Source organism: Pseudomonas sp. MD330_10, from assembly GCF_042610415.1.
Lineage (GTDB): Bacteria > Pseudomonadota > Gammaproteobacteria > Pseudomonadales > Pseudomonadaceae > Aquipseudomonas > Aquipseudomonas rhodesiae.
Genome location: NZ_JBHGZU010000008.1, coordinates 87,759 through 109,369, shown reverse-complemented (window position 1 = coordinate 109,369; position 21,611 = coordinate 87,759). Strand labels below are relative to the sequence as shown.

Sequence of the window (21,611 nt, the reverse complement as noted above, 5' to 3'; positions counted from 1 at the left end):
TTGTCATTTTGAATGAACCTTTTTAAACGCCTTCCTATCCATTTATAACAAGTCAGGGAGGCACCATGAGTACCGCAAAAATCTACACCATTAATTATCAGCTGCACGGTCAACCGAAGTCCTTTGTAGTACGCGCCGAAGTGATGAATAACGCCGAGGCCTGGCATTGGGCGGCGGTCGACGCCGACGTTGCCCATGTGAGTCGCATTGGCCGCGTGGGCCATGAGCAAGTCAAAAAAACCACCCGCCCCTGGGCGGAGAAATACGGCATCACCAATGTGACCTGGATGCCGCCTAAATAACCCCATCCCCTAAACCAAAAAGCCCCGCTCAATCGAGCGGGGCCTGCATCACTTCTTTAAGTCGCCCAACGGATCGTAAGGCGGCTTTTTTTCCGGGTGTTCTTTCTTATCCTTGTCCAGCGGCGCGATGGCCGGGCCGATGGGGTCGACCTGCGGATCGGCGACATCCGGCGAGTCCGGGTCGAAACCCAGCTCATCCTTGCCACTGGCGTGCTCGCTGGAGCGCGGGCCTTTGTCTGGAGCGGTCATGGCTATCTCCTCTAGAGCGGACGGGCTTTATCGTGAAGGGTTTCCAGGTCTTGCTCGGCTTGCTCCGTATCGTCGGTGTCCTGACGATGCGCGGGATCATTGGGGCGTAGAGCGTCGTTGTCGCGCTCCTCCTCACCGGGGGTACGGTTGGGGTCTGGCGTGCCGGGCGGTGGCTGTTTGTACTCGGGCATGATGGTTCACCTCGTCATAATGGGTGGCCTGCACCGATTTAGAGAAAGCCCCGCGCACCAACGTTCAACTTGTTTGCCCTGACGTGCGATGATGCCACCCCGCCATCCTCTAGAGACCTGACCCGGATGTTCGAGCTCAAACCCTGTGACCCCGCGCTCTACCGCCAACAGACTCGCCGCAGCACGCTGATCGTGGCGGTGCTGTTCTTGGCCCTGGCCATGGTGCTGTCGAGCCTGGCGGTGACGCTGTTCGGCGAACCCGGCGGGGATAATTTCCGCTTCAACGTTGGCGGCGTATTCGCCGGTGTGCTGATCACCCTGGCTCTGGTGCGTGGCCCATTCTGGGGCCAGGCGTGGCTGGCCCCAGCGGTGTATGGCTGGCAGCTCAAGCGCAGTCTGATGAGCGTGACCAATGTGATGCACAAGGTCACCGAGGGAGTGCAGGCCAATGACCCGACAGCCATGAAGCTACTGCGCTTTTATCACCTGGGGCTGACCCAGATGCATGAGCTGGACGCCAACTCCAGCGCCCAGGCGCAGTTGGTCGGTGAGATGCAGGCCCACGTCAGCAAGATGCAGGCGCTGGGGCTGGACACCGACCAGACCCGCCTGGACCCTGCCTGGCTCGACCGCGTGAAAAGTACCTAAGGCAAACCGGCGCGCATGACCGCTGTAGCGGTTGCCAGGGCAGACAGCGATCAGACCGCCAGCGCGCTGAAGTCCAGGTGCCCGTTCAGGACCGGCGGGCACCAGTAGTAACCGCCGGTCAACGGCGTACTGATGCGGTACAGGCCATCGACAATCCCGTCCTCCAGGCCGCTCATGCGGCGCAGCTGCGCCTCGAAAGCATCGAAGGAATGGCCGAAGGCGAGGAACATCAGGCCGGCCTGACCATTTTCGGCCCACGGCATGGAGCGGCGCACCACGAAGGCCTCGGGGGTGAAGCTCTCCTGGGCGGTACGTTTGGTATGGGCCGACTCGGGGGCGTCTTCCAGTTCTTCGTTATCGCCGTGGCGGCGGCCGATGATGTGGTCGCGTTCCTGGGCTGGCAACGCGGCGAAACCATCGAGGTCGTGCTGCCATTGCTGAAGGGCGGCGAAGCTGGCGCCACCGTCGGTCAAGGCGGCGTCCACGGCAGCATCGTCGTGAGGGTTTTCGGTGCCGTCTTCGTAGTCGGTGAGGTCGAAGCCGGTCTTGTAGCGGAAGCCTTCAATCGACTGCACCAGGCGAAACCCAGGAGCCAGCGCCTTCTCGAACGCGCGACTGCGCAGCAGCAGTTCGCCGCGATCCACACCGTGCAGCCACACCCACAGCGCCTGTTGGGTGGACGGGTTGTGCACACCCGGCGCGCTGATCGTCGGAAACGGCCGCAAGCCGTCAATGGTTACGCCCAGCGCGGTTACCAGCGGCTCACCCAACCCGACCACCGCCGCCGCATCCGCCATCCGCACCAACGCGTCCAGCGCAACGGGAACGGCGGCCAGGGAATCCACGGCGAAAAACAGATGGCGGGCCTGCAACGGCACCGGTGCAGCAAGAATGCCCGACTGGTACTGACTCATATGAACTCCTTCAAGAAAGGCGCGCAGTTTACCCGGCGCCAGTCGCCCTGCGTACTGCAAAGCGCGCAAGCCTTGCCATAGAGCCCTTGGTTGGGTGACTCTCTAGTCAAGCACCAGTCAAGTTTTGTAACTATTACAGGGATAGCGCCATGACCACTCAGCCCTTGCTCGCTCAGCTGTTTCCTACTTCCACCGCCGACATCCCCGAGCAATACCGCCTGGCAGCGCCCATCGAACAGCGTGACTACCTGGTGAACGGCCAGTTGCGGGTGTGGAATGGCCCGCTGGCCCAAGTGCACAGCCCGGTGCAACTGGGTGATCAACGTGTGGTGATCGGCAGCACGCCGCTGCTGGACGCCGACACCGCCCTCACCGCCCTCGACGCCGCCGTGCGTGCCTACGATCGCGGCCAGGGCGAATGGCCGACGATGCGCGTGGTTGACCGCATCCGCCACGTCGAAGCGTTTTTGCGGCGCATGCGCGAGCAGCGCGAGGGGGTGGTCAAGCTGCTGATGTGGGAAATCGGCAAGAACCTCAAGGATTCCCAGAAAGAATTCGACCGCACCTGCGACTACATCACCGACACCATCAACGCCCTCAAAGAGCTGGATCGCCGCTCCAGCCGCTTCGAGCTGGAACAGGACACCCTCGGGCAGATCCGCCGCGTGCCACTGGGCGTGGCGCTGTGCATGGGCCCCTACAACTACCCGCTCAACGAAACCTTCACCACCCTGATCCCGGCGCTGATCATGGGTAACACCGTAGTGTTCAAGCCGGCCAAGCTCGGCGTGCTGCTGATCCGCCCACTGCTGGAAGCGTTCCGCGACAGCTTCCCGGCCGGGGTGATCAACGTGATCTATGGCAGCGGCCGCGAGACCGTTAGCGCGCTGATGGCCAGCGGCAAGATCGATATCTTTGCGTTCATCGGCACCAACAAAGCCGCCAGCGACCTGAAGAAACTGCACCCCAAGCCGCACCGCTTGCGGGCCGCTCTGGGCCTGGACGCGAAAAACCCCGGCATCGTGCTGCCCGAGGTGGACCTGGACAATGCCGTCAGCGAAGCGGTGACCGGCTCGCTATCGTTCAACGGCCAACGCTGCACCGCGTTGAAAATCCTCTTCGTGCATGAAGAGGTGGTCGAGGCTTTTATCGAAAAATTCAACGCACGCCTGGCGACGCTCAAGCCCGGTATGCCGTGGGAAGACGGCGTTTCGCTGACGCCGTTGCCGGAAGTGGGTAAGGTCGATTACCTCAACGGCCTGGTGGCCGACGCGACGCAGCACGGGGCCCAGGTGGTGAATGCCAATGGCGGGGTCAGTCGCGGTTCGTTCTTTTACCCGGCGGTGCTGTACCCAGTGAATCCGCAAATGCGCGTCTACCACGAAGAACAATTCGGCCCGGTGGTGCCGATCGTGCCCTACCGCGACCTGGATACCGTGATCGATTACGTTCTGGATTCGGACTTCGGCCAACAGCTCAGCCTGTTCGGCACCAACGCCGAAGCCATCGGGCGCCTGGTGGACACCTTTGCCAACCAAGTCGGGCGCATAAACATCAACGCCCAATGCCAGCGCGGCCCGGACACCTTCCCCTTCAACGGGCGCAAGAACTCGGCTGAAGGCACGCTGTCGGTACATGACGCGTTGCGCGTGTTTTCGATCCGCACCCTGGTGGCGACCAAGTTCCAAGAGAGCAACAAGGCACTGGTCAGCGAGATCCTGCGCAACCGTGATTCAAGCTTCCTGACCACTGACTACATCTTCTAAGTTCACCTCGGTCAAACAATGTGGGAGAGGGCTTGGATTCGATAGCGGTTGTGTCAGCTAACCGATTCTTTACTGATCCACAGTCATCGGGGGCAAGCCCCCTCCCACATTTGGATTGTTTATATCTGGAGAATTGAGGGTCCTTTGTTATCAATGAATCTGCCGATATTCGCCCGGCGCCTGTTGCGCCCCTTGCTCGACCCCTACCGCCGCTACCGGCATGCCAAGCTGATCCACGCCGTGCGCGTGTCCATCGGCTTGCTAGCCACGATCCTGCTGACCACCGGCATCAACCTGCCCCATGGCGAATGGGCGTCGGTGACCATGTTGATCGTGATCGGTGGGCTGCAGCATCACGGCAATATCGGCAAAAAAGCCGTGGAACGCGCCTACGGCACCTTGATCGGTGCCAGTGTCGGTCTGCTGCTGGTGGTGCAACAGGCTTACTTCGGCCTGCCGCTGCTGACCTATCTGTTGATGTCGGTGGTGTGCGGGTTCTTCTCCTATCACGCCATCGGCAAGGGCGGTTATATCGCGCTGCTGTCGGCGATCACCGTGTTTATCGTCGCCGGCCACGGTGACAACCCGTTGTCGGATGGGTTGTGGCGCACCGTGGATATTCTCATCGGTATCGTCCTGGCCCTGGCGTTCTCCTTCGCCCTGCCGCTGTATGCCGTGTATTCGTGGCGCTATAACCTGGCCAGTGCTCTGCGTGACTGCGCGCAGATCTACAGCCGGATCATCAGCGGAAAGTCGGTCACCGATGATGAACACGTCAAACTGCTCAACCGTTTGAACGCGGCAATGGTGCAACTGCGCTCGCTGATGCCGTCGGTATCCAAGGAAGTGCGCATTTCCATGACTGAACTGGATGCCATCCAGCGTCACTTGCGCCTGTGCATCAGCACTTTGGAAATTCTCGGCAACACCCGTCCCGACCCACGCGACGAGCAAGCCATGGCCCGCATGCAGGCCGCCTTGAAGGCCGAGCATCGGCAGATCCGTGTGCAATTGGTGGGGATGGCGCGGGCATTGAAATCCGGCATGACCGAACGACTGGAGCGCCCAAGTACCGGCACGGGCCGCGAGCCCAAGCTGGATGCGCCGGTGTACAGCGCACTGGATGGGTATCGGTTGTTAACGCTGCAACTGGCGGCGAATGTGGATGCCATGCGCCAGCGCCTAGGCAAAACTGCGGGGCACTGGAAAATCTGAAGGTCTGTTTCGCTCAAAACGATATTCACACTTTCTCTTACATATTTTTCACGCTTTATTCACATCCCGAGACGTAGGGTGAAGCCTCATCCGTTACAAATGTTGCACATCAAGCCCGCCGCCCCAGCGGGCTTTTTTTTGCCTCGAAAAAACCGTCGTTCAGCGCGACGCTTTAGCGCTTGGCGCCGCAGCCTCTTCACGAATCGCGCGCTGGGTGTCCAGCACCTTGGCCAGGGCGGTTTCCGCTTCCGGGCTCTGCTGTGGCACGCGGATCGCTGCCGAGACCAGGGTAATCAGCTTGGCCATGACTTCCGCGTCGGTGGCCGGGCGGCCGAGGCTCATGGAATTCATCAGCAGGCGCAGCTCGGTACCGGCCATCACCCCAGAGATCGCTTTGAGTGCAAATTGCAGGCGCACCCCCAGCTCGTTGCGCGGTAAATCCGGCAAGGCCAGGGCGAAGGCTTCGAAGAAGCGTTGGAACACCGGTTGGTAATGCACTTTGAGGTATTCCTGGATAAACGGCGACGTATCGCTGTAGACGCGCCCCAGGAACCGAATGAACGAGCGCCCTTCTCCACTGGCGGGGTCGCTGCGCTCCAGGCCCATGGCCGGAGCGAAAAGCACGCCGAGCAAGGTGTCGCAGTCCAGCGGGCCATCGGATTCGGCTTCGCAACGTGCCAACAATTCCAGGCGCTGTTCGTTGAGCGGCTCCAGGCGCTGCATCAGCAGGGTTTTCATCAGGGAATCCTTGTCCCCGAAGTGGTAATTCACCGCAGCCAGGTTGACCTGGGCACGCTCGGTAATCTGCCGTAACAAAACCGCGTCGTATCCGTACTTGATGAAGAGAGCCTCTGTCGCATCCAGCAAGCGAGTCTTGGTAACGTTTGGAGCGCTGAGTTTCTTCGCGACCATTAGGGATCCCACGGAAATATTGTTTTAAAAAATAATTTGATTTTTTATACCGGGGCCGTCGTGCGAAAGCAAGCTGTGACACATCGCCACCGGTTTCAAAGCCTTGCCGGACGGCGCCTTGAAGTTCACTGAATGCACTGAGGCAACCTACTGAGAACCGCGAAAAAAAACATTTCAAACGGTAAAACCGCTCTATATCCATGGCTGGCGAAGCCCAGGGAACGCGGTTAGTATTCAAACAATATTTTAAAAACAAGAAATAAAACCAGTCCGTGACGCGTACCGGTCAATCCCGCATTTGATACAACGTTTTGCATGGGGGATAAAGGCACCGTCGAGACTGAAGGCGTAGTCACGATGACAGGCACCCCCACGCACCCAGGCTTGATTTCCTTGCACGGCATCGGCAAACGCTATGAGTTGGCCGGGCAGGCACTGTCCATTCTCAACGATGTATCCCTCTGCATCGCCCGTGGCGACAGCTGCGGCATTCTCGGTGCCTCCGGTTCCGGCAAAAGTACCCTACTCAACATTCTCGGCCTGCTGGACCTGCCCAACTGCGGCCAGTACCACTTCGCCGGCCACGATATTTTCAGCGCCAGCCCCGACGAACTGGCGGCGATCCGCAATCAGCAGATCGGTTTCGTATTCCAGAGCTTCAACCTGCTGCCGCGCCTGAGCGCGCTGGACAATGTCGCCCTGCCCCTGAGCTATCGCGGCGTGTCGCGCCATGCCTCGGTGGAACAGGCCCTGCGCATGCTCGAACAGGTGGGCCTGGCCGAGCGTGCCCACCATCGCCCCGCCGATCTTTCCGGCGGCCAGCGCCAGCGCGTGGCCATCGCCCGCGCGCTGGTGGGCAACCCGTCGGTGATCCTCGCCGACGAACCCACCGGCAATCTCGACAGCGGCACCGCTCAGGACATCATGAACCTGCTGCTGGGCCTCAACCGCGAACAGCAGGTCACCCTGGTCATCGTCACCCACGACCCGCAGATCGCCGAGCGCCTGGAGCGCAAGATCCTGGTGCGCAACGGTGTGGTGCAAGAGGTCGGGCGCCTATGAGCCTGCGGGTCGAGCAAAGCCTCAGCCAGCTCCTGCATGAAGCATTCGTCAGTCTGCGCACCCTGGGCAAGCGCTCGATGCTGGCGCTGCTGGGCATCGTTATCGGCAGTTCGTCGGTGGTGGCGCTGATCAATATCGGCCATAACGCTTCGGTGGATGCCGCCTTGATCTTCAAGGACATGGGCACCGATACCCTGGTGGTGCAATTCCCCCCCAAGGGCAGCGCTAACGTGCCGATGCGCACGCACTTGGACCTGGACGCCGTGCGCCAGGCCGTTCCGGGCATCGCCCATATCGGCGCGCTCAGCCTGTTCAGCGGGCCCATCGTGTTCCATGGGCGCAGCGTCAACGCCAACTTCGTCGGTAGCACGCCGGATGTCGCTGCGGCGATGCGCCTGACCTTGCAACACGGCCGCTTCCTGTCGGGCTTCGATGTCAACGAAACCTACGCCGTGATCGGCGCCGACGTTGCCCAGGCCCTGAGCGCGCCGGGGGATCCCGTGCGGCTGGGGGACCGCGTGCGCATCAACGACTACCTGTTTCTGGTGGTGGGCCTGCTGCAGCCCCAGCCACGGGCGATGCTGATGCCGGTGCAGCCAGGCGAATCGCTGTTTCTGCCCGCCGAGGGCATGCGGCGCATCTACGCGGCGCCGCAGATCAACAACCTGATCATCCGCGCCGCTGCCGGCCAGGACATGGAACACCTGGCCCGGGCCGCGGCCGACGCCCTGCGCTCCCAACTCACCGAGCACGATGTCGACATCCAGGTGCCCCAGCAAATGATCGATGGCATGACGCGCCAGAGCCGCACCTTCGCTTACTTGCTGCTGGCCCTGGGCGCGATTTCCCTGATCGGCGGCGGCGTGGGCGTGATGAACGTGATGCTGATGAATGTCTCGGAGCGCCGCCGCGAAATCGGCATCCGCATGGCGCTGGGTGCGCGGCAGCGAGATATTCGCAATCTGTTTTTGCTCGAAGCGGTCACCCTCACCGCCGTCGGCGCTCTGTGCGGCGCGGTGCTCGGCATGACCGCCGCCTGGTTGTACGCCTGGTTGTCGGGCTGGGTGTTCGACCTGGCCGCCGCCGCCCTGCCCTTGGGGGTGGGCAGCACATTGTTGGTGGGCCTGTTTTTCGGCATTTACCCGGCGGTCTCGGCGTCGCGGTTGCAGCCGGTGGAGGCCCTGCGCGATGAATAGATGGCTGCTGTGCCTCGCCCTGATCAGCCTGCCCGGCATGGCGGCCGACGTGGTCATCAAACCCTCGGCGCCCAGCACCACCCGCAGCGGCTACGACCGAGGCGTCTCGCTGAAAGCCCAGATCACCGACCTGACCCTGGGCGACGCCGTGTACCTGGGCCTGCGCAACAATCCAGCGATCCGCAGCGCTTACCTGCAACGGGTGGCGCAGAAATTCGACCTGCGGGTCGCCGAAGATGTGTTCAACCCCAAGCTGACCCTCAACAGCTCCTATCGCAGCACCCGCGGTTCGGTCGACAACGCGCGCAATGCCAATGTCACGCCGTCCAGCAGCCTGCTCGGCGAGTACGGCACGCGCCTGAGCATGTCCTGGACCCAGCAACTCAACAACGCCGACCGCGCCGGCCGCTACCGCAGCGACGGCCTGGACCTGGCGATCATCCAGCCGCTGCTGCGCGGTGCCGGCTGGGATGCCACCACAGCACCGCTGCGCCTGTCGCGCCTGGCGGAACAGGCCAACCGCCTGAACCTCAAGGCCACCGTTGCGCAGACCATCAGCCAGATCATCGCCACCTACCGCGAGCTGCTGCGCGCTCAGGAACAATTGAGCATTGTGCAGGATGCTCTCAAGCGCTCCGGCACCTTGCTGGAAGTCAACCGGGCCTTGATCGGCGCCGGGCGCATGGCCGAGTTTGAAATCGTGCAGACCGAAGCCGATATCGCCACCCAGCAACTGGGCGTGGAAGAAGCGCAGAACCAACTGGACACCAATCGCCTGGCCCTGCTGCGCCTGCTGGCGCTGGACCTGTCCACGCCGATCCGCGCCACCGAAGCCCTGGAGGCCCGGCCCATGCAAATCGACAAGCGCCAGGCGTTCAACCTGGCGCAGACCCAACAGCCGGAATACCTCGCTGCCCTGCTCGGCAGCCAGCAAGCCGACCTCAATCTGGTGATCGCCAAAGACTCCGGGCGTTGGCAGGTGGACCTGGTGGCCGGCGCAAACCAGATACGTGACACCTACAATAACGACGCCGGCAGCAGCAATAACCGCACATGGGACAGCTATGCCGGCGTGCAGGTGCAGATTCCCATCGGGGATATCAGCACCCGCCAGGCCGAAGTGCGCGCGCGCGTGAATGTCGAGGACCAGCAGGTGCGCATCACCGACGCCCGCCAAGAGCTGGAGCGTAGCGTCAACGATGTGGTGCGCGACCTGGGCACACGCTGGCGCCAGTATGAAATCGCCCAGCGCGCCGTGGAGCTGTCGCGGCGCAAGATCGAGATCGAACGGGAAAAACTCAGCGCCGGGCGCTCCACCAACTTCCAGGTGTTGAGCTTCGAGACCGACTTGCGCAACGCTGAAAACGCGCAGCTCAACGCGTTGATCGCTTATCTGAACGCCCAGACCCAGCTCGATCTGACCCTGGGCATGACGCTGGAAAGTTGGGAAATCGCCCTCAATGACTATTAATCGAAAAGCCCTGCTGGGCGCTGTGTTGATCCTGCTGCTGGGCGGCGTGGGGCTGGCCCTGCGCAGCCCGGCCTCCGCTCCCGACGGCACGCCCGAGCAGTGGCTGGCGGTCAAGCCCGACGCGCTGGTGCATGAGATCGGCCTGGTGGGCAAAATCGAGCCCGACACCACGCTCGTGCTCACCGCGCCGTTTGACGGCAATGTGCAGGCCAATCTGGTCGAGCAAGGCCAGCGGGTCGAGGCCGGCCAGGTGTTGCTGCGCATGGACCCGGCCACCCTCGAAGTGCAATTGCGCGATGCCCTCTCCGCCCAACTCAAGGCCCGGCGCACCGTGCAGGAAATGCAGGACTGGGACAGCAGCCCCACCGTCAGCCGCGCCCGCCGCAGCCTGCGCACCGCGCAGATGAGCGCCGACAACACGCAACGCAAACTCACCGAAAGCGAGAATCTGTTCAAACGCGGCATCATCCCGCGCAACGAATTGGACGACCTACGCCAGCAAGCCCAGCAGCAGCAATTGGACCTCGCCTCGGCCCGCAGCGAACTGCAACAGGCGCTGGAACAGGGCAAGGGCGAATACCGCCAGATCGCCGAAATGGAGCTGACCAACGCCACCGTGAAATACGAGGCCCTGCGCACCCTGCTCGCAGCCCAAGAGGTGAAGGCGCCGTTCTCCGGCATCGTGGTACCCGCCCCCGGCAACAACGCACCGGCCGGTGGTGGCAACGCCAACGCGCCGATCCAGGCCGGCAGCAAGGTCAGCCAGGGCCAGGTGCTGTTTGGCTTGGCGAATATCGAACGGTTGAAGATCGTCGCCAAGGTGTCGGAGCTGGATATCAACCAACTGCACCAGGGCCAGGCCGTGGAAGTCATGGGCGACGGGTTCGACGGCGAACGGCTGAAGGGCTCCGTCAGCGTGGTCAGCGGCCTGGCCATCGCCAGCGACACCCAGGGCAGCGCACAGTTTCCGGTGACCTTGTCGATCCCCACACTCACCCCAGAGCAGCTACAGCGGGTGCGGTTGGGCATGAGTGCGCGGCTGACCATCGTCACTTACAACAATGAACAGGCAATCGTGATTCCCAGCCAGGCGATTGAGCCGGACATGACGGTGGCGTACCGCGAGGCGATGGATAAACCGGTGGAACGGGTGAAGGTCACCACCGGCCAGTCGACGGCGCAAGGGGTTGAAGTGTTCGGCCTGAAACCCGGCCTTGTGAAAATCTCAAAATAAATGAAGACCCACTGTGTGGGGGGGCTTGCCCCCGATGGCGGTGGCTCAGTCAAGAATTAGCCAACTGACACACTGCCATCGGGGGCAAGCCCCCTCCCACATTAAGTTCTCTGTCAGCTTCTTTTAGTCCTTTGTCAGCTTCTGTTAGACCGCTGCCAGCTTCGAGGCCAGGGCTTTGGCTTGCAGCGCCACATCCGTCACCGCCGTGCTCTCCCACCACATTCCGCGCAACGGCGGGCCCATGGCGAACAGTCGGGCGCTGACCTGGCCCTGGGCATCCAGCACCGCCCCCGAGGCATCCGCTGCGATGCCCAATGCCAACGGCCCGGGCTGGATCAACCCGCGCTTGAGCAACTGCTGCGGCAAGGGCCGGGCCACGCGGCGCCAGTCGTATTCGATGCCGCTGGAGTTGATCAGCGCCGCGCCCGTCACTTGAGTGAGCGTCTGTTCGCCGCGTTGGCGCACCGCGATGGTGACGCCGCTTTGCGCGGGCACCAGCCCCTTGAATGACGCCGCACGAATGCGCAACCGCCCCTCCTCATGCAAACGCGCCACCAGCTGCGCGCTCAGCGGCGGCGAGCGGTGGTGATGACTTTCCCACCACGGCCGCACATGGCGCACGAACTGGCGCTTCTCGCGCTCGCTGGCCTGGCTCCAGAGACGGCCGATATGGGCGCGTACGGTGTCCAGCGGCGCTTGCCAGTCGATGCCCTGGGCCTGCGCGATGCTGCATTGGCGACGCAGTTCGCGCAGCAGTTGCCGAGGGCTGCGCAAGGCCGGGTCGGCAGCCAGGAAGTCGTCCCAGGCCGGCGGTTGCCGGCGCACGTGGGGCAACAGGCCATGGCGCGAAAAGATCTCGATGGGCCCGCGATGCCCGGCCTGTTCCAGGGACACCACGGCGTCCACCATGGTCAACCCGGAGCCAATAATCAGCACCGTCGAGCGTGGGTCCAGGCGCCTCATGGTCGCCACGTCCCATGGGTCGACCGCCGCCGCGTTGACGCCGCTGGAGTGGGTCTGCGGCGTGCGCGCCGCCGGGAACATACCGGTGGCCAATACCGCAAAGTTACCGCGCAACCGCTGGCCGTTATCGAGGGTCAGCAGGGTTGAATCCGCATCCACCTGCACGTCGATCACTTCGGCCCTGACATGCTCCACCGTGGACGCCGAGCGTGCCTTGGCCTCGGCCAGCCGCTGCTGCGCATACACACCAAATAGCCCGCGCGGCGGGAACAGCTCGCTGATCGGCACCGCCTGCTCGGCCGACTCCGGCCAACCGCCGGCCGCGATGTGTTCGGTGAGCCACTGCGTGAGGTCGTCGGGGTTGTCCGGGTCGACACTCATGCGCGCGGCGTTGCCGTTGAGGGTGTGGCCCAGTTCGACCGCGCTGTAAGCCTCGCCCCGACCCAGTTCGGCGCGCGGTTCGATCACCAGGATCTGGCGCCGACCGGGCAGGCGCAGCAGTTGTACGGCCAGCATCGTGCCGCTCAGGCCGCCGCCGATGATCAGCACATCAGCGTTGCGGGTGGATTCCGTCATGCAGGTTCGCCCTTACTGTTTACCCAGGTAGATGTCATGCAGGTCGCCGCGCGCCCGCAGTTCAGCGGCACTGCCGCTCAAGGCCACGCGCCCAGTATCGAGCACATAGCCATGGGCCGCATAGGTGAGCGCGACGTTGATGTTCTGCTCGGCGATCAGGAAGCTCACCTGCTGTTCGCGGTTGAGCTGCGCAATGATCTCGAAGATCTCCTGCACGATCATAGGCGCCAAACCCATGGACGGCTCGTCGAGCAGTACCAAAGTAGGACGGGTCATCAACGCTCGGCCGATGGCGACCATCTGTTGCTCGCCGCCGGAGGTCAGCCCGGCGCGGGTGTGGCGCTTGGTCTTGAGCCGTGGGAACCAGGTGTAAATGCGTTCCAGGTCCTGGGCCATGGCCTTGCGGCTCAAACGCCGCACAAAGCCGCCGCTGCGCAGGTTGTCTTCCACGCTGAGCTGGCCGAACACATGGCGGCCCTCCAGCACATGCACCATGCCCTGGCGCACGCGCTGGTTGGGATCAATGCCGGCCAAGTCCGCACCGGCATATTCGATCACCCCCCGGCTGACCTCGGCGCGCTCGGCGCGCACCAGCCCGGAAATGGCCTTGAGGGTGGTGCTCTTGCCGGCGCCATTGGCACCCAGCAAGGCGACGATGGCGCCCTTGGGCACGCTCAGTGACACCCCGGCCACCGCCAGGATCGCGCCGTCGTAGATCACCTCGATATCGTTGACAGTCAACAGCGCCGGGCTCGCCGACACACTGGCAGGTTGGTTCATGGCTTATTCATCCCCGGTGCAGGCGCGTGGCGTCAGGCCTTTTTCCTTGGCGAACGCGGCGGACTTCTCGTCGATCAGCGGGCGCAGCAGCGCACGGTCGGCGGCGATCCAATCGCTGATCAGCGTCCAGTTCGCACCGTCCCATTGCTGCACCCGCGCCGAGCCGCCACCTTCGTGATCGCGGCACGACAGTTTCAGGTTCTGCATCAGGCCCAGGTAGCCCATGTCTTTCAAGCGCGCATCGTCGATGTTCAAGTGCTCCAGGCCCCAACGCCCCTCTTCGCCGTTGAGCGGACGCTTGCCGAACTTGGCCTGGGCGGTGCGGATCGCCTCGACCGCCACGGCGGCGTTCACAAGGCCAGAGTTGTAGTAGACGCTGCCGAAGTTCTTCAGGTCCTTGAGGTCGCTGTGGCCTTTGTCGAGCACGTATTGTTTGAGGCGTTTGTGAATCTCGAAATCCGCCCCCGCCGGGTACGGTGTCAGCGCCAGGTAACCCTTGGCGGCGGCGCCGGCAGGCAGCACGTCCTCGCTGGAGCTGGCCCAGATATCGCCGATGATATGGTCCACCGGAAAGCCGAAGCGCGCCGCCGTCTTCACCGCCACCGGCGTGGACACGCCCCAGGTACGCAGGAACACCCAATCCGGGTTGGCCTGGCGCACCTGGCGCCATTGCGCGGATTGTTCGTTGCCCGGATCGGCCACCGGGATCTGGATATTTTCAAAGCCGTATTTTTCCGCCAGCAGCTTCAGCGGGCCGAGGGTTTCACGTCCGTAGGCCGAGTCGTGGTACACCGTGGCAATTTTCTTGCCCTTGAGTTTGTCGAAACCGCCCTCCCGCTCGGCGATGTAGTTCACCAAACTCGATGCCTCGCTGTAGAAGGTCAGCATCACCGGGAAGTTGTAGGGGAATACGGTGCCATCGGTGGCCTCGGTACGCCCGTAGCCGAGGGTGATCAACGGGATCTTGTCCACCTCGGCCCGCTCGCTCAGCGCATAAGCCGCTGGCGCGCCATTGGGTTGGTACACCGCGACCGGGGCGCCATCCAGACCGTTTTTAAAGCGCTCGTAACACTCGATGCCTTTCTCGGCGGTCCACTCGGTCTCGCATTCCTGCCACACCAGTTTCACCCCGTTGATGCCACCCTCGACCTCGTTGATATAGCGCAAATAGTCGATCATCCCGGCCCACACCTGCACGCCGCTGGACGCGTAGGCGCCGACCCGGTAGGTCGCCAGCGGGATAAATTGCTGGTCCGGGGACGCCACCGCCGGGGGTACGCTGTTGGTGAACGCAGCCACGGCTAACGCGGCGCCGGCCAGGGATTGTTTGAAGGATGCACGCATAGGAAGTTCTCTTGAGGTTAGAAACGCAGCGGCCACTGGCGCAGCCGATCGCGAAGGGTGTGCAACAGGCGAATCAAACCGTCGGGTTCCTTGATCAGGAACACGATGATCAACACGCCAAAGATGATTTTCTGCAGGTTCTGCAACTGCCCCGCATCCACCGCGCCACCGAACAGCGCCTGACCGGCGTGGCTGAGGAAAATCGGCAGCAGGCTGATAAACGCGGCGCCGACAAAGTTGCCGGCGATACTGCCCATGCCGCCGATAATGATGATGAACAGAATCTGGAACGAGCGATTGATATCGAAGCTGCTGGCGCTGGCCGTGCCCAGGTAAGCGAAGGCCCACAGCGCCCCGGCGATGCCCAGATAGAACGAGCTGACCGCAAACGCCAGGCGCTTGTAGCGCGCCACCGGAATGCCGATCACCGCGGCGGCGGTGTCCATGTCGCGGATCGCCATCCAATTGCGCCCCACCTGGCTGCGCACCAGGTTCACGGCCGTCCAGGTCAACAGCAACACGCTGACCAGGGTCAGCCAATAACGGCCCAACGGGGTGTTGAGATCATGGCCGAACAACGTCAGAGCGGGCGCGGAAATGGTGCCGGATGAACCATAGTTGTAGAACCAGGGAAACTTGACGAACAACCATTCCAGAAAAAACTGCGCGGCCAGGGTGGTGACCATCAGGTAGAACCCCTTGATCCGCGAGCTGGGCAAACCAAACAGCAGGCCCACCAGCGCGCTGATCACGCCGCCGCCGAGCAACGCCACCGGCAGGCCCAACTCAGGCAAACGCAGTAAAAAGCCATAGGTGGCAAACGCACCGACCGCCATGAAGCCCGCAGCGCCCACCGAGGTTTGCCCGGTGTAGCCGGTCAGCAGGTTCAGGCCCAGACCGGCCAGGGACAACACCAGAAACGGGATCAAAATCGCATTGAGCCAATAATCATTGCCCCACAGCGGCACCACGATAAAGGCCAAGCCCAGCAAGCCGATCAGGCCCCAGGGCACACGCCGCTGGATCAACAACAAGGGGGCGGCGTGTTCAACGACAGGGATCGACATAGGTTCAGACTCGCTCGATTGCGCGCTCGCCGAACAGGCCGGCGGGACGCATATACAGGAAGGCCAGGGCCAGGACATAGGCGAACCAGGGCGTGATGCCGCCGCCGATCAGCGGGCCGATGTACACCTCGGCAAGGTTCTCCGCGGCGCCAACGATCAGCCCACCAACCATCGCCCCGCCAATCGAAGTGAAGCCACCGATGATCAACACCGGCAACGCCTTGAGCACCACCAGCGACAGCGAGAACTGCACGCCCTGGCGCGCGCCCCACAGCAGCCCCGCCACCAGCCCGACCACACCGACCACCGCCCATACGATCTGCCAGATGCGGTTGAGGTGGATGCCGATGGACAGCGCCGCCGTGGTGTCATCCGCCACCGCCCGCAACGACACGCCGATGCGGGTCTTGTTGAACAGCAGCGCCAGCACCGTCACCAGCACCCCTGCGGCAGCCGCGGCGACCAGGTCAAACTGGCTGAGCATCAGCGGCCCGACAAACAGCGGCACGTCGTCGATCCCGAGGTCCAGCGCGCGCACCTGGGAGCCCATCAGGCCCTGAGCCAAGCCTTCGATAATGAACGACAGGCCCAGGGTGGCCATGAACAAGGTGATTTGCGAACGGTTCACCAGCGGCCGCAAGACCAACCGTTCGATAAGCAACGCGCCGCCAATCATCACGATGACCGTCAGCAGTAACGCCAGGGCAAATGGCACGCCCTGGTCATGCAGGCTGACAAAAGTCAGCGCGGCAAACAGCAGCATCGCGCCCTGGGCAAAATTGAACACGCCGCTGGCCTTGTAGATCAGCACGAAGCCGATGGCGACCAGCGAATACAGGGTGCCGGCGAGCAGGCCGCCGAGCAGGGTTTCAAAGAAGAACGTCATCAGTGAACGACTCCCAGGTAGGCCGCGATTACCTCGGGGTTGGCCTGTACTTGGGCGGGCGTGCCGTCGCCGACCTTGCGCCCGTAGTCCAGCACCACCACATGGTCGGACAGGCCCATGACCACACCGATATCGTGTTCGATCAACACTACCGTGGTGCCCAGGTCGCGGTTCACATCGGCGACAAAGCGAGCCATTTCCTGTTTTTCCTCGGCGTTCATGCCGGCCATGGGCTCGTCCAGCAACAACAGGCTGGGCTCGGCGATCAGTGCGCGGCCCAATTCCACGCGCTTTTGCAGGCCGTAGGACAGATTGCCCACCAGCACATCGCGGTGGGCTTGCAACTCTAGAAATTCGAGGACGCCCTGGCCGCGCAGGCCAAACGCCTCGGCTTCGCGTCGCGCCCGGGGTAAGCCCAGGGCCTGCTCGATAAAGGTGCTGCGCATATACCGCGACAGACCGGTGAGGAGGTTGTCGAGCACGCTCATTTTTTTGAACAAGGCGTTGTTCTGAAAGGTGCGACCGATACCCCGGCGCGCCGCACCCAAGGGGTCGATGCGCTGGAAATGCTGGTCGTCGAATATGATCTCGCCGGCATCGAAGCGATACACGCCGTTGAGTACATTGAGCAGCGAACTTTTGCCGGCGCCGTTAGGGCCGATCAACGCGCATATCTCGCCGCGCTGCACGTCGAACGACAGCCCGCTGATCGCCTTGACCCCTTTGAACGACAGCGAAATATCCCGCACTTGGAGGATGGCTTGGCTCATGCGCTTTTCCGTTTGAATTCGGCGAGCCACGTTGGCTCGACATTGGACTTGATGGGTTGCCAGATAGACGTCAGGCGCTGGAAGCCCAACAACCGGCGTACGCGATTTTTCAGCACCCGACGCAGGCCACTGCGGGCATCGGCGATGGCCCACTCACACAGGCGCCGACGCCAGGTGCCGTGGGGCGCAAGGCGGCTTTCGATGTCGTCGGCCACCTGTTGCAAACGCGCTGGCGATAACAGCAGCCCCGTGGGCGCGACTTCACTGCGATCACGTCGCGCCGACGCCGGGTTCTCCGGGAAGGCCAGGCCGTGGCCGCTGTGCAGCCATTGCTCCAGCACCACCGCCAGACCGTCTTGCCACTGGGTACTGTCCTCGCTCCACAGCGCGGTTTCGGCTGTGGGTTGCCACCAACGCTGCACGTGTTGCGCCGGGTCGACCGGACCGAGCAGTTGGGCAAAGTCCAACCGCTGGGTAAACGCCCAATCGGGCTGGCGGCCTTGCACGTAGACGTGGCTGGGACGGATACGCCATAGCTGTTGTTCCAGCGCCTGGGGTTCCAGGTTGTCGGCCAGCGTCAGCACCTGACCGCCGACGGACTGGGCCGCCAACGCCAGCAACAACAGGTTCGGCTCAAAGGCGCCACTGAGCACCAAACGAGACTGATCGCTGAAACCTTGCTGGCGCAAACCATCGGCCAGGCGTTCTACGTCGCGCAGGGCGTCGATCCAGCGCCACGCGTGCCACAGGCCCTGACGCTTGTGGCGCAGGGCAATGTGCAGCGGTGTGAGTTGTGCCCAGTGGCGCAGGTGTTCCAGGAGAGCCTTGGGTTCGTGCACGCTCATAGGGGGTTGCTCCTATTGGGGTGGAGTGCGTGCGGTGGTCCGCTGGCTTGAGTATTTGTTTATCAACACAGGACGATTGTGGGAGGGGCGGTGCGAGGATTCGACTTGCCCCCGATGGCGGTGGGCCAGTTAGAGCACTCATGACTGACCCACCGCTATCGGGGGCAAGCCCCCTCCCACAGTAGTTTTTTGTACCCCAGATAAATTGCGGTAGCCCGCGCCGGGGTGGTTCGAGCCCAACCTTGCACCATCACCAAACAACTTCTCGCGCAGCGTGCCTTGGGCGTATTCGGTCTTGTACGCGCCACGCTTCTGCAACTCCGGCACCAGCCAGTCGACCGCGTCGATAAAGGTTTCGTGGGTCAACGCATAGGCCAGGTTGAAGCCGTCCACGTCGGTCTCTTCGACCCATTCCTGCAACAGGTCAGCCACGGTCTCTGGGCCGCCGACGAACAGCGGGCCAAAGCCGCCGATACCGACCCAGTCGGCCAGTTCGTTGGGGGTCCAGACCTTGTTCGGGTCGGCCGTGGAGAAGGCTTCCACCGCCGATTGAATGGCGTTGGTGTGCACATGTTTGAGTGGTTCGTCGGGCTTGAACTGGCTGAAGTCGATGCCGGTCCAGCCGGAGATCAACGCCATGGCGCCTTCGTAGCTGACGTAGGTTTTGTACTCGTCGAACTTGGCTTTGGCCTGGGCATCGGTTTCGCCGACGATCACCGTCTGCAAGTTGAAAATCAGGATTTTCCTGGGGTCCCGCCCTGCCTCGGCCGCGCGGCGGCGAATATCGGCGACGGTCTTTTTCAGCAGCACCTTGGACGGCGCCGCGACGAACACGCACTCGGCCTGCTCGGCAGCGAACTGCTTGCCACGGCTGGACGCACCGGCCTGGTACAGCACCGGCGTGCGCTGCGGCGACGGCTCGCACAGGTGGATGCCGGGCACCTGGAAGTGCTTGCCGACGTGGCGGATCTCATGGATTTTGCTCGGGTCGCTGAATATCCGGCGCTCGCGATCACGCAATACCGCGCCCTCCTCCCAACTGCCCTCCCAAAGTTTGTAGCAAACCTCCAGGTACTCTTCGGCATAGTCATAGCGCGCGTCGTGTTCGGTCTGGGCTTTCTGCCCCAGGTTCTTGGCCCCGCTTTCCAGGTACGAGGTGACGATGTTCCAGCCGATGCGGCCTTGGGTCAGGTGATCGAGGGTCGAAAGCCGGCGCGCGAACGGGTACGGATGTTCGAACGACAGCGAGGCCGTCAGGCCAAACCCCAGGTGTTCGGTGACCATCGCCATAGGGGCGATCAGCGACAGCGGATCATTGACCGGCACTTGGGTGGCCTGGCGAATCGCTGCGTCGCCATTGCCGTTGTACACGTCGTAGATACCCAGCACATCGGCGATAAACAGCCCGTCGAACTTGCCCCGCTCCAGGATTTTTGCCAGGTCGGTCCAGTACGCCAAATCCTTGTACTGCCACGAACGGTCGCGCGGGTGCGCCCATAGGCCGGGGGATTGGTGGCCGACGCAATTCATGTCGAAGGCATTCAGGCGAATTTCACGGGCCATCAGTGCACTCCGTTGAGGTGGTAGTTACCGACTGCGTGGTAGGTGTGACGCAGCGGGTTATCCAGGCTTGAAGGCAGCGCGCTGCGTTGGCCGGTCAATTCGAATTCGGTGTTGCTGGCGGCAATCAGCGCTTCGGCCGCAGCAATCTGCGCTTCAGCGCGGGCGACCGGGCTGGGGTGGGTCTCGGCCCGTTCGAGCAAGGCGGCGGCCACGTCGACGCGGATCTGCAGATCGCCAAAGCGGCTGATCACGTAGGGGTCATCGCTGCGTTCGACATGTCGACGGGTGCTGTCCAGCAGTTGGCGCGCAAGGGTCAGTGTGGTCATGGGTCAGGTCTCTCAGTTCCAGGCGTGGCGTGCAGGCTTCACGCCGTTGAGCACGAAATTGCCGATCAAGTGGTATTTCCAGCGGGCCGGGTCGTGCAGGGTGTGGGTGCGGGCATTGCGCCAGAACCGGTCGAGGTTGTACTTGCCCGTCACCGAGCGCGTACCGGCCAGTTCGAACAATTTGCTGCTGGCGAGCAATGCGGTTTCCGCCGACAGCACTTTGGCCTGGGCCACCACCAGCGAAGCTTGAGCGACGCTGTCTTCATTCGGCTCGGCCAGAGCCCGGTCCACCGCCAGGCCAGCCTTGGCGAGAATGGCTTCGGTGCCGTGCACGCGCCACGCCAGGTCACCGATGGCGGCAATCGTGAAAGGGTCTTGCCAGCCATGATCCTGCTGGCTGTCGATCCAGGGCCGCGCCTGACGTGCGTGGAGCTTGGCCTGCTCCAAAGCGCCTACGGCGATGCCGGTGTCGACGGCGGCCTGGATGATCTGCGAGATCGGGCCATTGGCGGTGGGTCGGTCGAAGGCCAGGTGTGCCGGTATCACCGCGCTCAGGGGCACCGTTACTCCATCGAGGGTCACCCCGCCACTGGCCGTGGTGCGCTGGCCGAAGCCGTCCCAGCTGTCGATCACACTCAGCCCTGGCGCGTCGCGCTCGACGAAGGCAATCAGCGCCTGGCCGTGCTCGTTGTTGCCGACGGTGGGCACCAGGTGGGCGAACAGTGCGCCGGTGCAATAGAACTTTTCACCGTTGATCTGCGCACTGTCGCCATCGATGCGGATTTGCGTGTCGAAGGTCCCGGCGTTTTTGCTCTTGGCCTCGGAGAACGCATTGCCGAAACGATAACCGGCGAGAATTTTGCCGAAGTAATAGCGCTTTTGTTCCTCGCTGGCGGTGTGCAGCAGCAGGTCCACCACGCCAAGGTGGTTTTGCGGGATCTGCCCAAGGGAGGGGTCGGCGGCGGAGATCAACTTGATCACCTCGGCCACCGTCACATAGGACACTTCGGCGCCACCGTAGGCTTTGGGCACGGTGATGCCCCACAGGCCGCTGGCGGAAAACTCGTCGAGTTCGGCCACCGGCAGGCGGCGTTCACGATCGCGCTCACTGGCGCCAACGGCAAAGCGTTCGGCCAGGCGCGTAGCCACCTCAATGGCTTCAGCATCCGAGCGGATGATATGGGCAGGGTGTAGAGGGTGGGCTGACATGGGCCGACTCCAGGTTCCGATGGGGATGACCTGGGCATTGCAGGAGTCGTGCCTGATTTTAATCGCCAATAAAATCAGCGACTTGCTGCTTAAATGCGATGCCAGCTGATGTGTTTAACCAG

The 21,611-nt window shown here is 62.8% G+C and carries 22 protein-coding genes; 8 read left to right on the top strand and 14 right to left on the bottom strand.

Annotated elements, in window-relative coordinates:
• Positions 1-65 precede the first annotated feature (65 nt).
• A complete protein-coding gene (locus ACFZPT_RS15110) occupies positions 66-302 on the top strand; it encodes a DUF6555 family protein (RefSeq protein ID WP_034098712.1) in 237 nt (78 codons plus the stop codon).
• 48 nt (positions 303-350) lie between these two features.
• On the opposite strand, the gene ACFZPT_RS15105 is transcribed toward ACFZPT_RS15110, so the two are convergent.
• A complete protein-coding gene (locus tag ACFZPT_RS15105) occupies positions 351-551 on the bottom strand; it encodes a DUF6021 family protein (RefSeq protein WP_034098715.1) in 201 nt (66 codons plus the stop codon).
• A gap of 11 nt (positions 552-562) precedes the next feature.
• Positions 563-742 carry a hypothetical protein gene (locus ACFZPT_RS15100; RefSeq protein ID WP_034098717.1) on the bottom strand — a complete coding sequence of 60 codons (180 nt, stop codon included), beginning with the start codon at positions 740-742 and terminating at the stop codon, positions 563-565.
• Between the two features lie 126 nt (positions 743-868).
• Between ACFZPT_RS15100 and ACFZPT_RS15095 the strand changes: the two genes are divergently transcribed.
• Positions 869-1,390 carry a DUF3087 domain-containing protein gene (locus tag ACFZPT_RS15095; protein WP_034114191.1) on the top strand — a complete coding sequence of 174 codons (522 nt, stop codon included), beginning with the start codon at positions 869-871 and terminating at the stop codon, positions 1,388-1,390.
• A gap of 50 nt (positions 1,391-1,440) precedes the next feature.
• Here ACFZPT_RS15095 and ACFZPT_RS15090 read toward each other — a convergent pair whose 3' ends face one another.
• On the bottom strand, positions 1,441-2,304 hold the full coding sequence (locus tag ACFZPT_RS15090; protein ID WP_034098721.1) for a Dyp-type peroxidase: 864 nt from the start codon (positions 2,302-2,304) through the stop codon (positions 1,441-1,443).
• A 149-nt stretch (positions 2,305-2,453) separates the two neighbouring features.
• On the opposite strand from ACFZPT_RS15090, the gene ACFZPT_RS15085 reads away from it, so the two are divergent.
• The gene (locus ACFZPT_RS15085) at positions 2,454-4,070 is read left to right on the top strand and encodes an NADP-dependent glyceraldehyde-3-phosphate dehydrogenase (RefSeq protein WP_034098723.1); all 1,617 of its coding nucleotides are present in this window, start codon (positions 2,454-2,456) and stop codon (positions 4,068-4,070) included.
• Positions 4,071-4,223: 153 nt separating this feature from the next.
• Positions 4,224-5,285, top strand: a complete 1,062-nt coding sequence (locus ACFZPT_RS15080; protein WP_034114194.1) for an FUSC family protein — start codon at positions 4,224-4,226, stop codon at positions 5,283-5,285.
• Positions 5,286-5,444: 159 nt separating this feature from the next.
• Here ACFZPT_RS15080 and ACFZPT_RS15075 read toward each other — a convergent pair whose 3' ends face one another.
• Complete coding sequence (locus tag ACFZPT_RS15075; protein WP_034098727.1) at positions 5,445-6,197, bottom strand: TetR/AcrR family transcriptional regulator; 753 nt, start codon at positions 6,195-6,197, stop codon at positions 5,445-5,447.
• Positions 6,198-6,554: 357 nt separating this feature from the next.
• Here ACFZPT_RS15075 and ACFZPT_RS15070 point away from each other — a divergent pair, with 357 nt between their 5' ends.
• Genes ACFZPT_RS15070 through ACFZPT_RS15055 form a run of 4 tightly spaced genes read left to right on the top strand, consistent with a single transcriptional unit; the run spans position 6,555 to position 11,160 of the window.
• Positions 6,555-7,259, top strand: a complete 705-nt coding sequence (locus ACFZPT_RS15070; RefSeq protein WP_034114196.1) for an ABC transporter ATP-binding protein — start codon at positions 6,555-6,557, stop codon at positions 7,257-7,259.
• Positions 7,256-8,455, top strand: coding sequence for an ABC transporter permease (locus ACFZPT_RS15065; protein ID WP_034114198.1), 1,200 nt, complete (start codon positions 7,256-7,258; stop codon positions 8,453-8,455). Before ACFZPT_RS15070 ends, ACFZPT_RS15065 begins: the two co-directional genes overlap by 4 nt.
• Positions 8,448-9,926 (top strand): TolC family protein, encoded by a 1,479-nt coding sequence (locus ACFZPT_RS15060; RefSeq protein WP_034098732.1) that lies wholly within the window; start codon positions 8,448-8,450, stop codon positions 9,924-9,926. Before ACFZPT_RS15065 ends, ACFZPT_RS15060 begins: the two co-directional genes overlap by 8 nt.
• Positions 9,916-11,160 (top strand): efflux RND transporter periplasmic adaptor subunit, encoded by a 1,245-nt coding sequence (locus tag ACFZPT_RS15055; protein WP_047883064.1) that lies wholly within the window; start codon positions 9,916-9,918, stop codon positions 11,158-11,160. The genes ACFZPT_RS15060 and ACFZPT_RS15055 overlap by 11 nt, the downstream gene beginning before the upstream one ends.
• A 144-nt stretch (positions 11,161-11,304) precedes the next feature.
• On the opposite strand, the gene ACFZPT_RS15050 is transcribed toward ACFZPT_RS15055, so the two are convergent.
• From ACFZPT_RS15050 to ACFZPT_RS15005, 10 genes are all read right to left on the bottom strand, one after another.
• A complete protein-coding gene (locus ACFZPT_RS15050; protein ID WP_034114204.1) occupies positions 11,305-12,699 on the bottom strand; it encodes an FAD/NAD(P)-binding protein in 1,395 nt (464 codons plus the stop codon).
• 12 nt (positions 12,700-12,711) lie between these two features.
• Positions 12,712-13,479 carry an ABC transporter ATP-binding protein gene (locus tag ACFZPT_RS15045; RefSeq protein ID WP_034098739.1) on the bottom strand — a complete coding sequence of 256 codons (768 nt, stop codon included), beginning with the start codon at positions 13,477-13,479 and terminating at the stop codon, positions 12,712-12,714.
• 3 nt (positions 13,480-13,482) lie between these two features.
• Positions 13,483-14,823 carry an ABC transporter substrate-binding protein gene (locus tag ACFZPT_RS15040; RefSeq protein WP_034114206.1) on the bottom strand — a complete coding sequence of 447 codons (1,341 nt, stop codon included), beginning with the start codon at positions 14,821-14,823 and terminating at the stop codon, positions 13,483-13,485.
• Positions 14,824-14,840: 17 nt separating this feature from the next.
• Entirely contained in the window at positions 14,841-15,890 is a 1,050-nt protein-coding gene (locus ACFZPT_RS15035) for a branched-chain amino acid ABC transporter permease (protein WP_034114208.1), read from the bottom strand.
• 4 nt (positions 15,891-15,894) lie between these two features.
• Positions 15,895-16,776, bottom strand: a complete 882-nt coding sequence (locus ACFZPT_RS15030) for a branched-chain amino acid ABC transporter permease (RefSeq protein WP_034114210.1) — start codon at positions 16,774-16,776, stop codon at positions 15,895-15,897.
• Positions 16,776-17,546, bottom strand: coding sequence for an ABC transporter ATP-binding protein (locus tag ACFZPT_RS15025; protein ID WP_034098748.1), 771 nt, complete (start codon positions 17,544-17,546; stop codon positions 16,776-16,778). Before ACFZPT_RS15025 ends, ACFZPT_RS15030 begins: the two co-directional genes overlap by 1 nt.
• A complete protein-coding gene (locus ACFZPT_RS15020) occupies positions 17,543-18,391 on the bottom strand; it encodes an AMP-binding protein (RefSeq protein WP_034114212.1) in 849 nt (282 codons plus the stop codon). Before ACFZPT_RS15020 ends, ACFZPT_RS15025 begins: the two co-directional genes overlap by 4 nt.
• A gap of 138 nt (positions 18,392-18,529) precedes the next feature.
• Positions 18,530-19,954, bottom strand: coding sequence for an LLM class flavin-dependent oxidoreductase (locus ACFZPT_RS15015; protein WP_034114214.1), 1,425 nt, complete (start codon positions 19,952-19,954; stop codon positions 18,530-18,532).
• Positions 19,954-20,280, bottom strand: coding sequence for an acyl-CoA dehydrogenase (locus tag ACFZPT_RS15010; RefSeq protein WP_034098753.1), 327 nt, complete (start codon positions 20,278-20,280; stop codon positions 19,954-19,956). Before ACFZPT_RS15010 ends, ACFZPT_RS15015 begins: the two co-directional genes overlap by 1 nt.
• Before the next feature lie 12 nt (positions 20,281-20,292).
• On the bottom strand, positions 20,293-21,489 hold the full coding sequence (locus ACFZPT_RS15005) for an SfnB family sulfur acquisition oxidoreductase (RefSeq protein ID WP_034114217.1): 1,197 nt from the start codon (positions 21,487-21,489) through the stop codon (positions 20,293-20,295).
• Between the last annotated feature and the right edge of the window lie 122 nt (positions 21,490-21,611).

Coding starts and splice junctions, on each gene's coding strand:
- ACFZPT_RS15030 (WP_034114210.1), bottom strand. CDS start 16,776: ATGACGTTCTTCTTTGAAACCCTGCTCGGCGGCCTGCTCGCCGGCACC.
- ACFZPT_RS15105 (WP_034098715.1), bottom strand. CDS start 551: ATGACCGCTCCAGACAAAGGCCCGCGCTCCAGCGAGCACGCCAGTGGC.
- ACFZPT_RS15100 (WP_034098717.1), bottom strand. CDS start 742: ATGCCCGAGTACAAACAGCCACCGCCCGGCACGCCAGACCCCAACCGT.
- ACFZPT_RS15095 (WP_034114191.1), top strand. CDS start 869: ATGTTCGAGCTCAAACCCTGTGACCCCGCGCTCTACCGCCAACAGACT.
- ACFZPT_RS15045 (WP_034098739.1), bottom strand. CDS start 13,479: ATGAACCAACCTGCCAGTGTGTCGGCGAGCCCGGCGCTGTTGACTGTC.
- ACFZPT_RS15085 (WP_034098723.1), top strand. CDS start 2,454: ATGACCACTCAGCCCTTGCTCGCTCAGCTGTTTCCTACTTCCACCGCC.
- ACFZPT_RS15055 (WP_047883064.1), top strand. CDS start 9,916: ATGACTATTAATCGAAAAGCCCTGCTGGGCGCTGTGTTGATCCTGCTG.
- ACFZPT_RS15070 (WP_034114196.1), top strand. CDS start 6,555: ATGACAGGCACCCCCACGCACCCAGGCTTGATTTCCTTGCACGGCATC.
- ACFZPT_RS15005 (WP_034114217.1), bottom strand. CDS start 21,489: ATGTCAGCCCACCCTCTACACCCTGCCCATATCATCCGCTCGGATGCT.
- ACFZPT_RS15090 (WP_034098721.1), bottom strand. CDS start 2,304: ATGAGTCAGTACCAGTCGGGCATTCTTGCTGCACCGGTGCCGTTGCAG.
- ACFZPT_RS15010 (WP_034098753.1), bottom strand. CDS start 20,280: ATGACCACACTGACCCTTGCGCGCCAACTGCTGGACAGCACCCGTCGA.
- ACFZPT_RS15040 (WP_034114206.1), bottom strand. CDS start 14,823: ATGCGTGCATCCTTCAAACAATCCCTGGCCGGCGCCGCGTTAGCCGTG.
- ACFZPT_RS15025 (WP_034098748.1), bottom strand. CDS start 17,546: ATGAGCCAAGCCATCCTCCAAGTGCGGGATATTTCGCTGTCGTTCAAA.
- ACFZPT_RS15080 (WP_034114194.1), top strand. CDS start 4,224: ATGAATCTGCCGATATTCGCCCGGCGCCTGTTGCGCCCCTTGCTCGAC.
- ACFZPT_RS15035 (WP_034114208.1), bottom strand. CDS start 15,890: ATGTCGATCCCTGTCGTTGAACACGCCGCCCCCTTGTTGTTGATCCAG.
- ACFZPT_RS15065 (WP_034114198.1), top strand. CDS start 7,256: ATGAGCCTGCGGGTCGAGCAAAGCCTCAGCCAGCTCCTGCATGAAGCA.
- ACFZPT_RS15020 (WP_034114212.1), bottom strand. CDS start 18,391: ATGAGCGTGCACGAACCCAAGGCTCTCCTGGAACACCTGCGCCACTGG.
- ACFZPT_RS15075 (WP_034098727.1), bottom strand. CDS start 6,197: ATGGTCGCGAAGAAACTCAGCGCTCCAAACGTTACCAAGACTCGCTTG.
- ACFZPT_RS15060 (WP_034098732.1), top strand. CDS start 8,448: ATGAATAGATGGCTGCTGTGCCTCGCCCTGATCAGCCTGCCCGGCATG.
- ACFZPT_RS15050 (WP_034114204.1), bottom strand. CDS start 12,699: ATGACGGAATCCACCCGCAACGCTGATGTGCTGATCATCGGCGGCGGC.
- ACFZPT_RS15110 (WP_034098712.1), top strand. CDS start 66: ATGAGTACCGCAAAAATCTACACCATTAATTATCAGCTGCACGGTCAA.
- ACFZPT_RS15015 (WP_034114214.1), bottom strand. CDS start 19,954: ATGGCCCGTGAAATTCGCCTGAATGCCTTCGACATGAATTGCGTCGGC.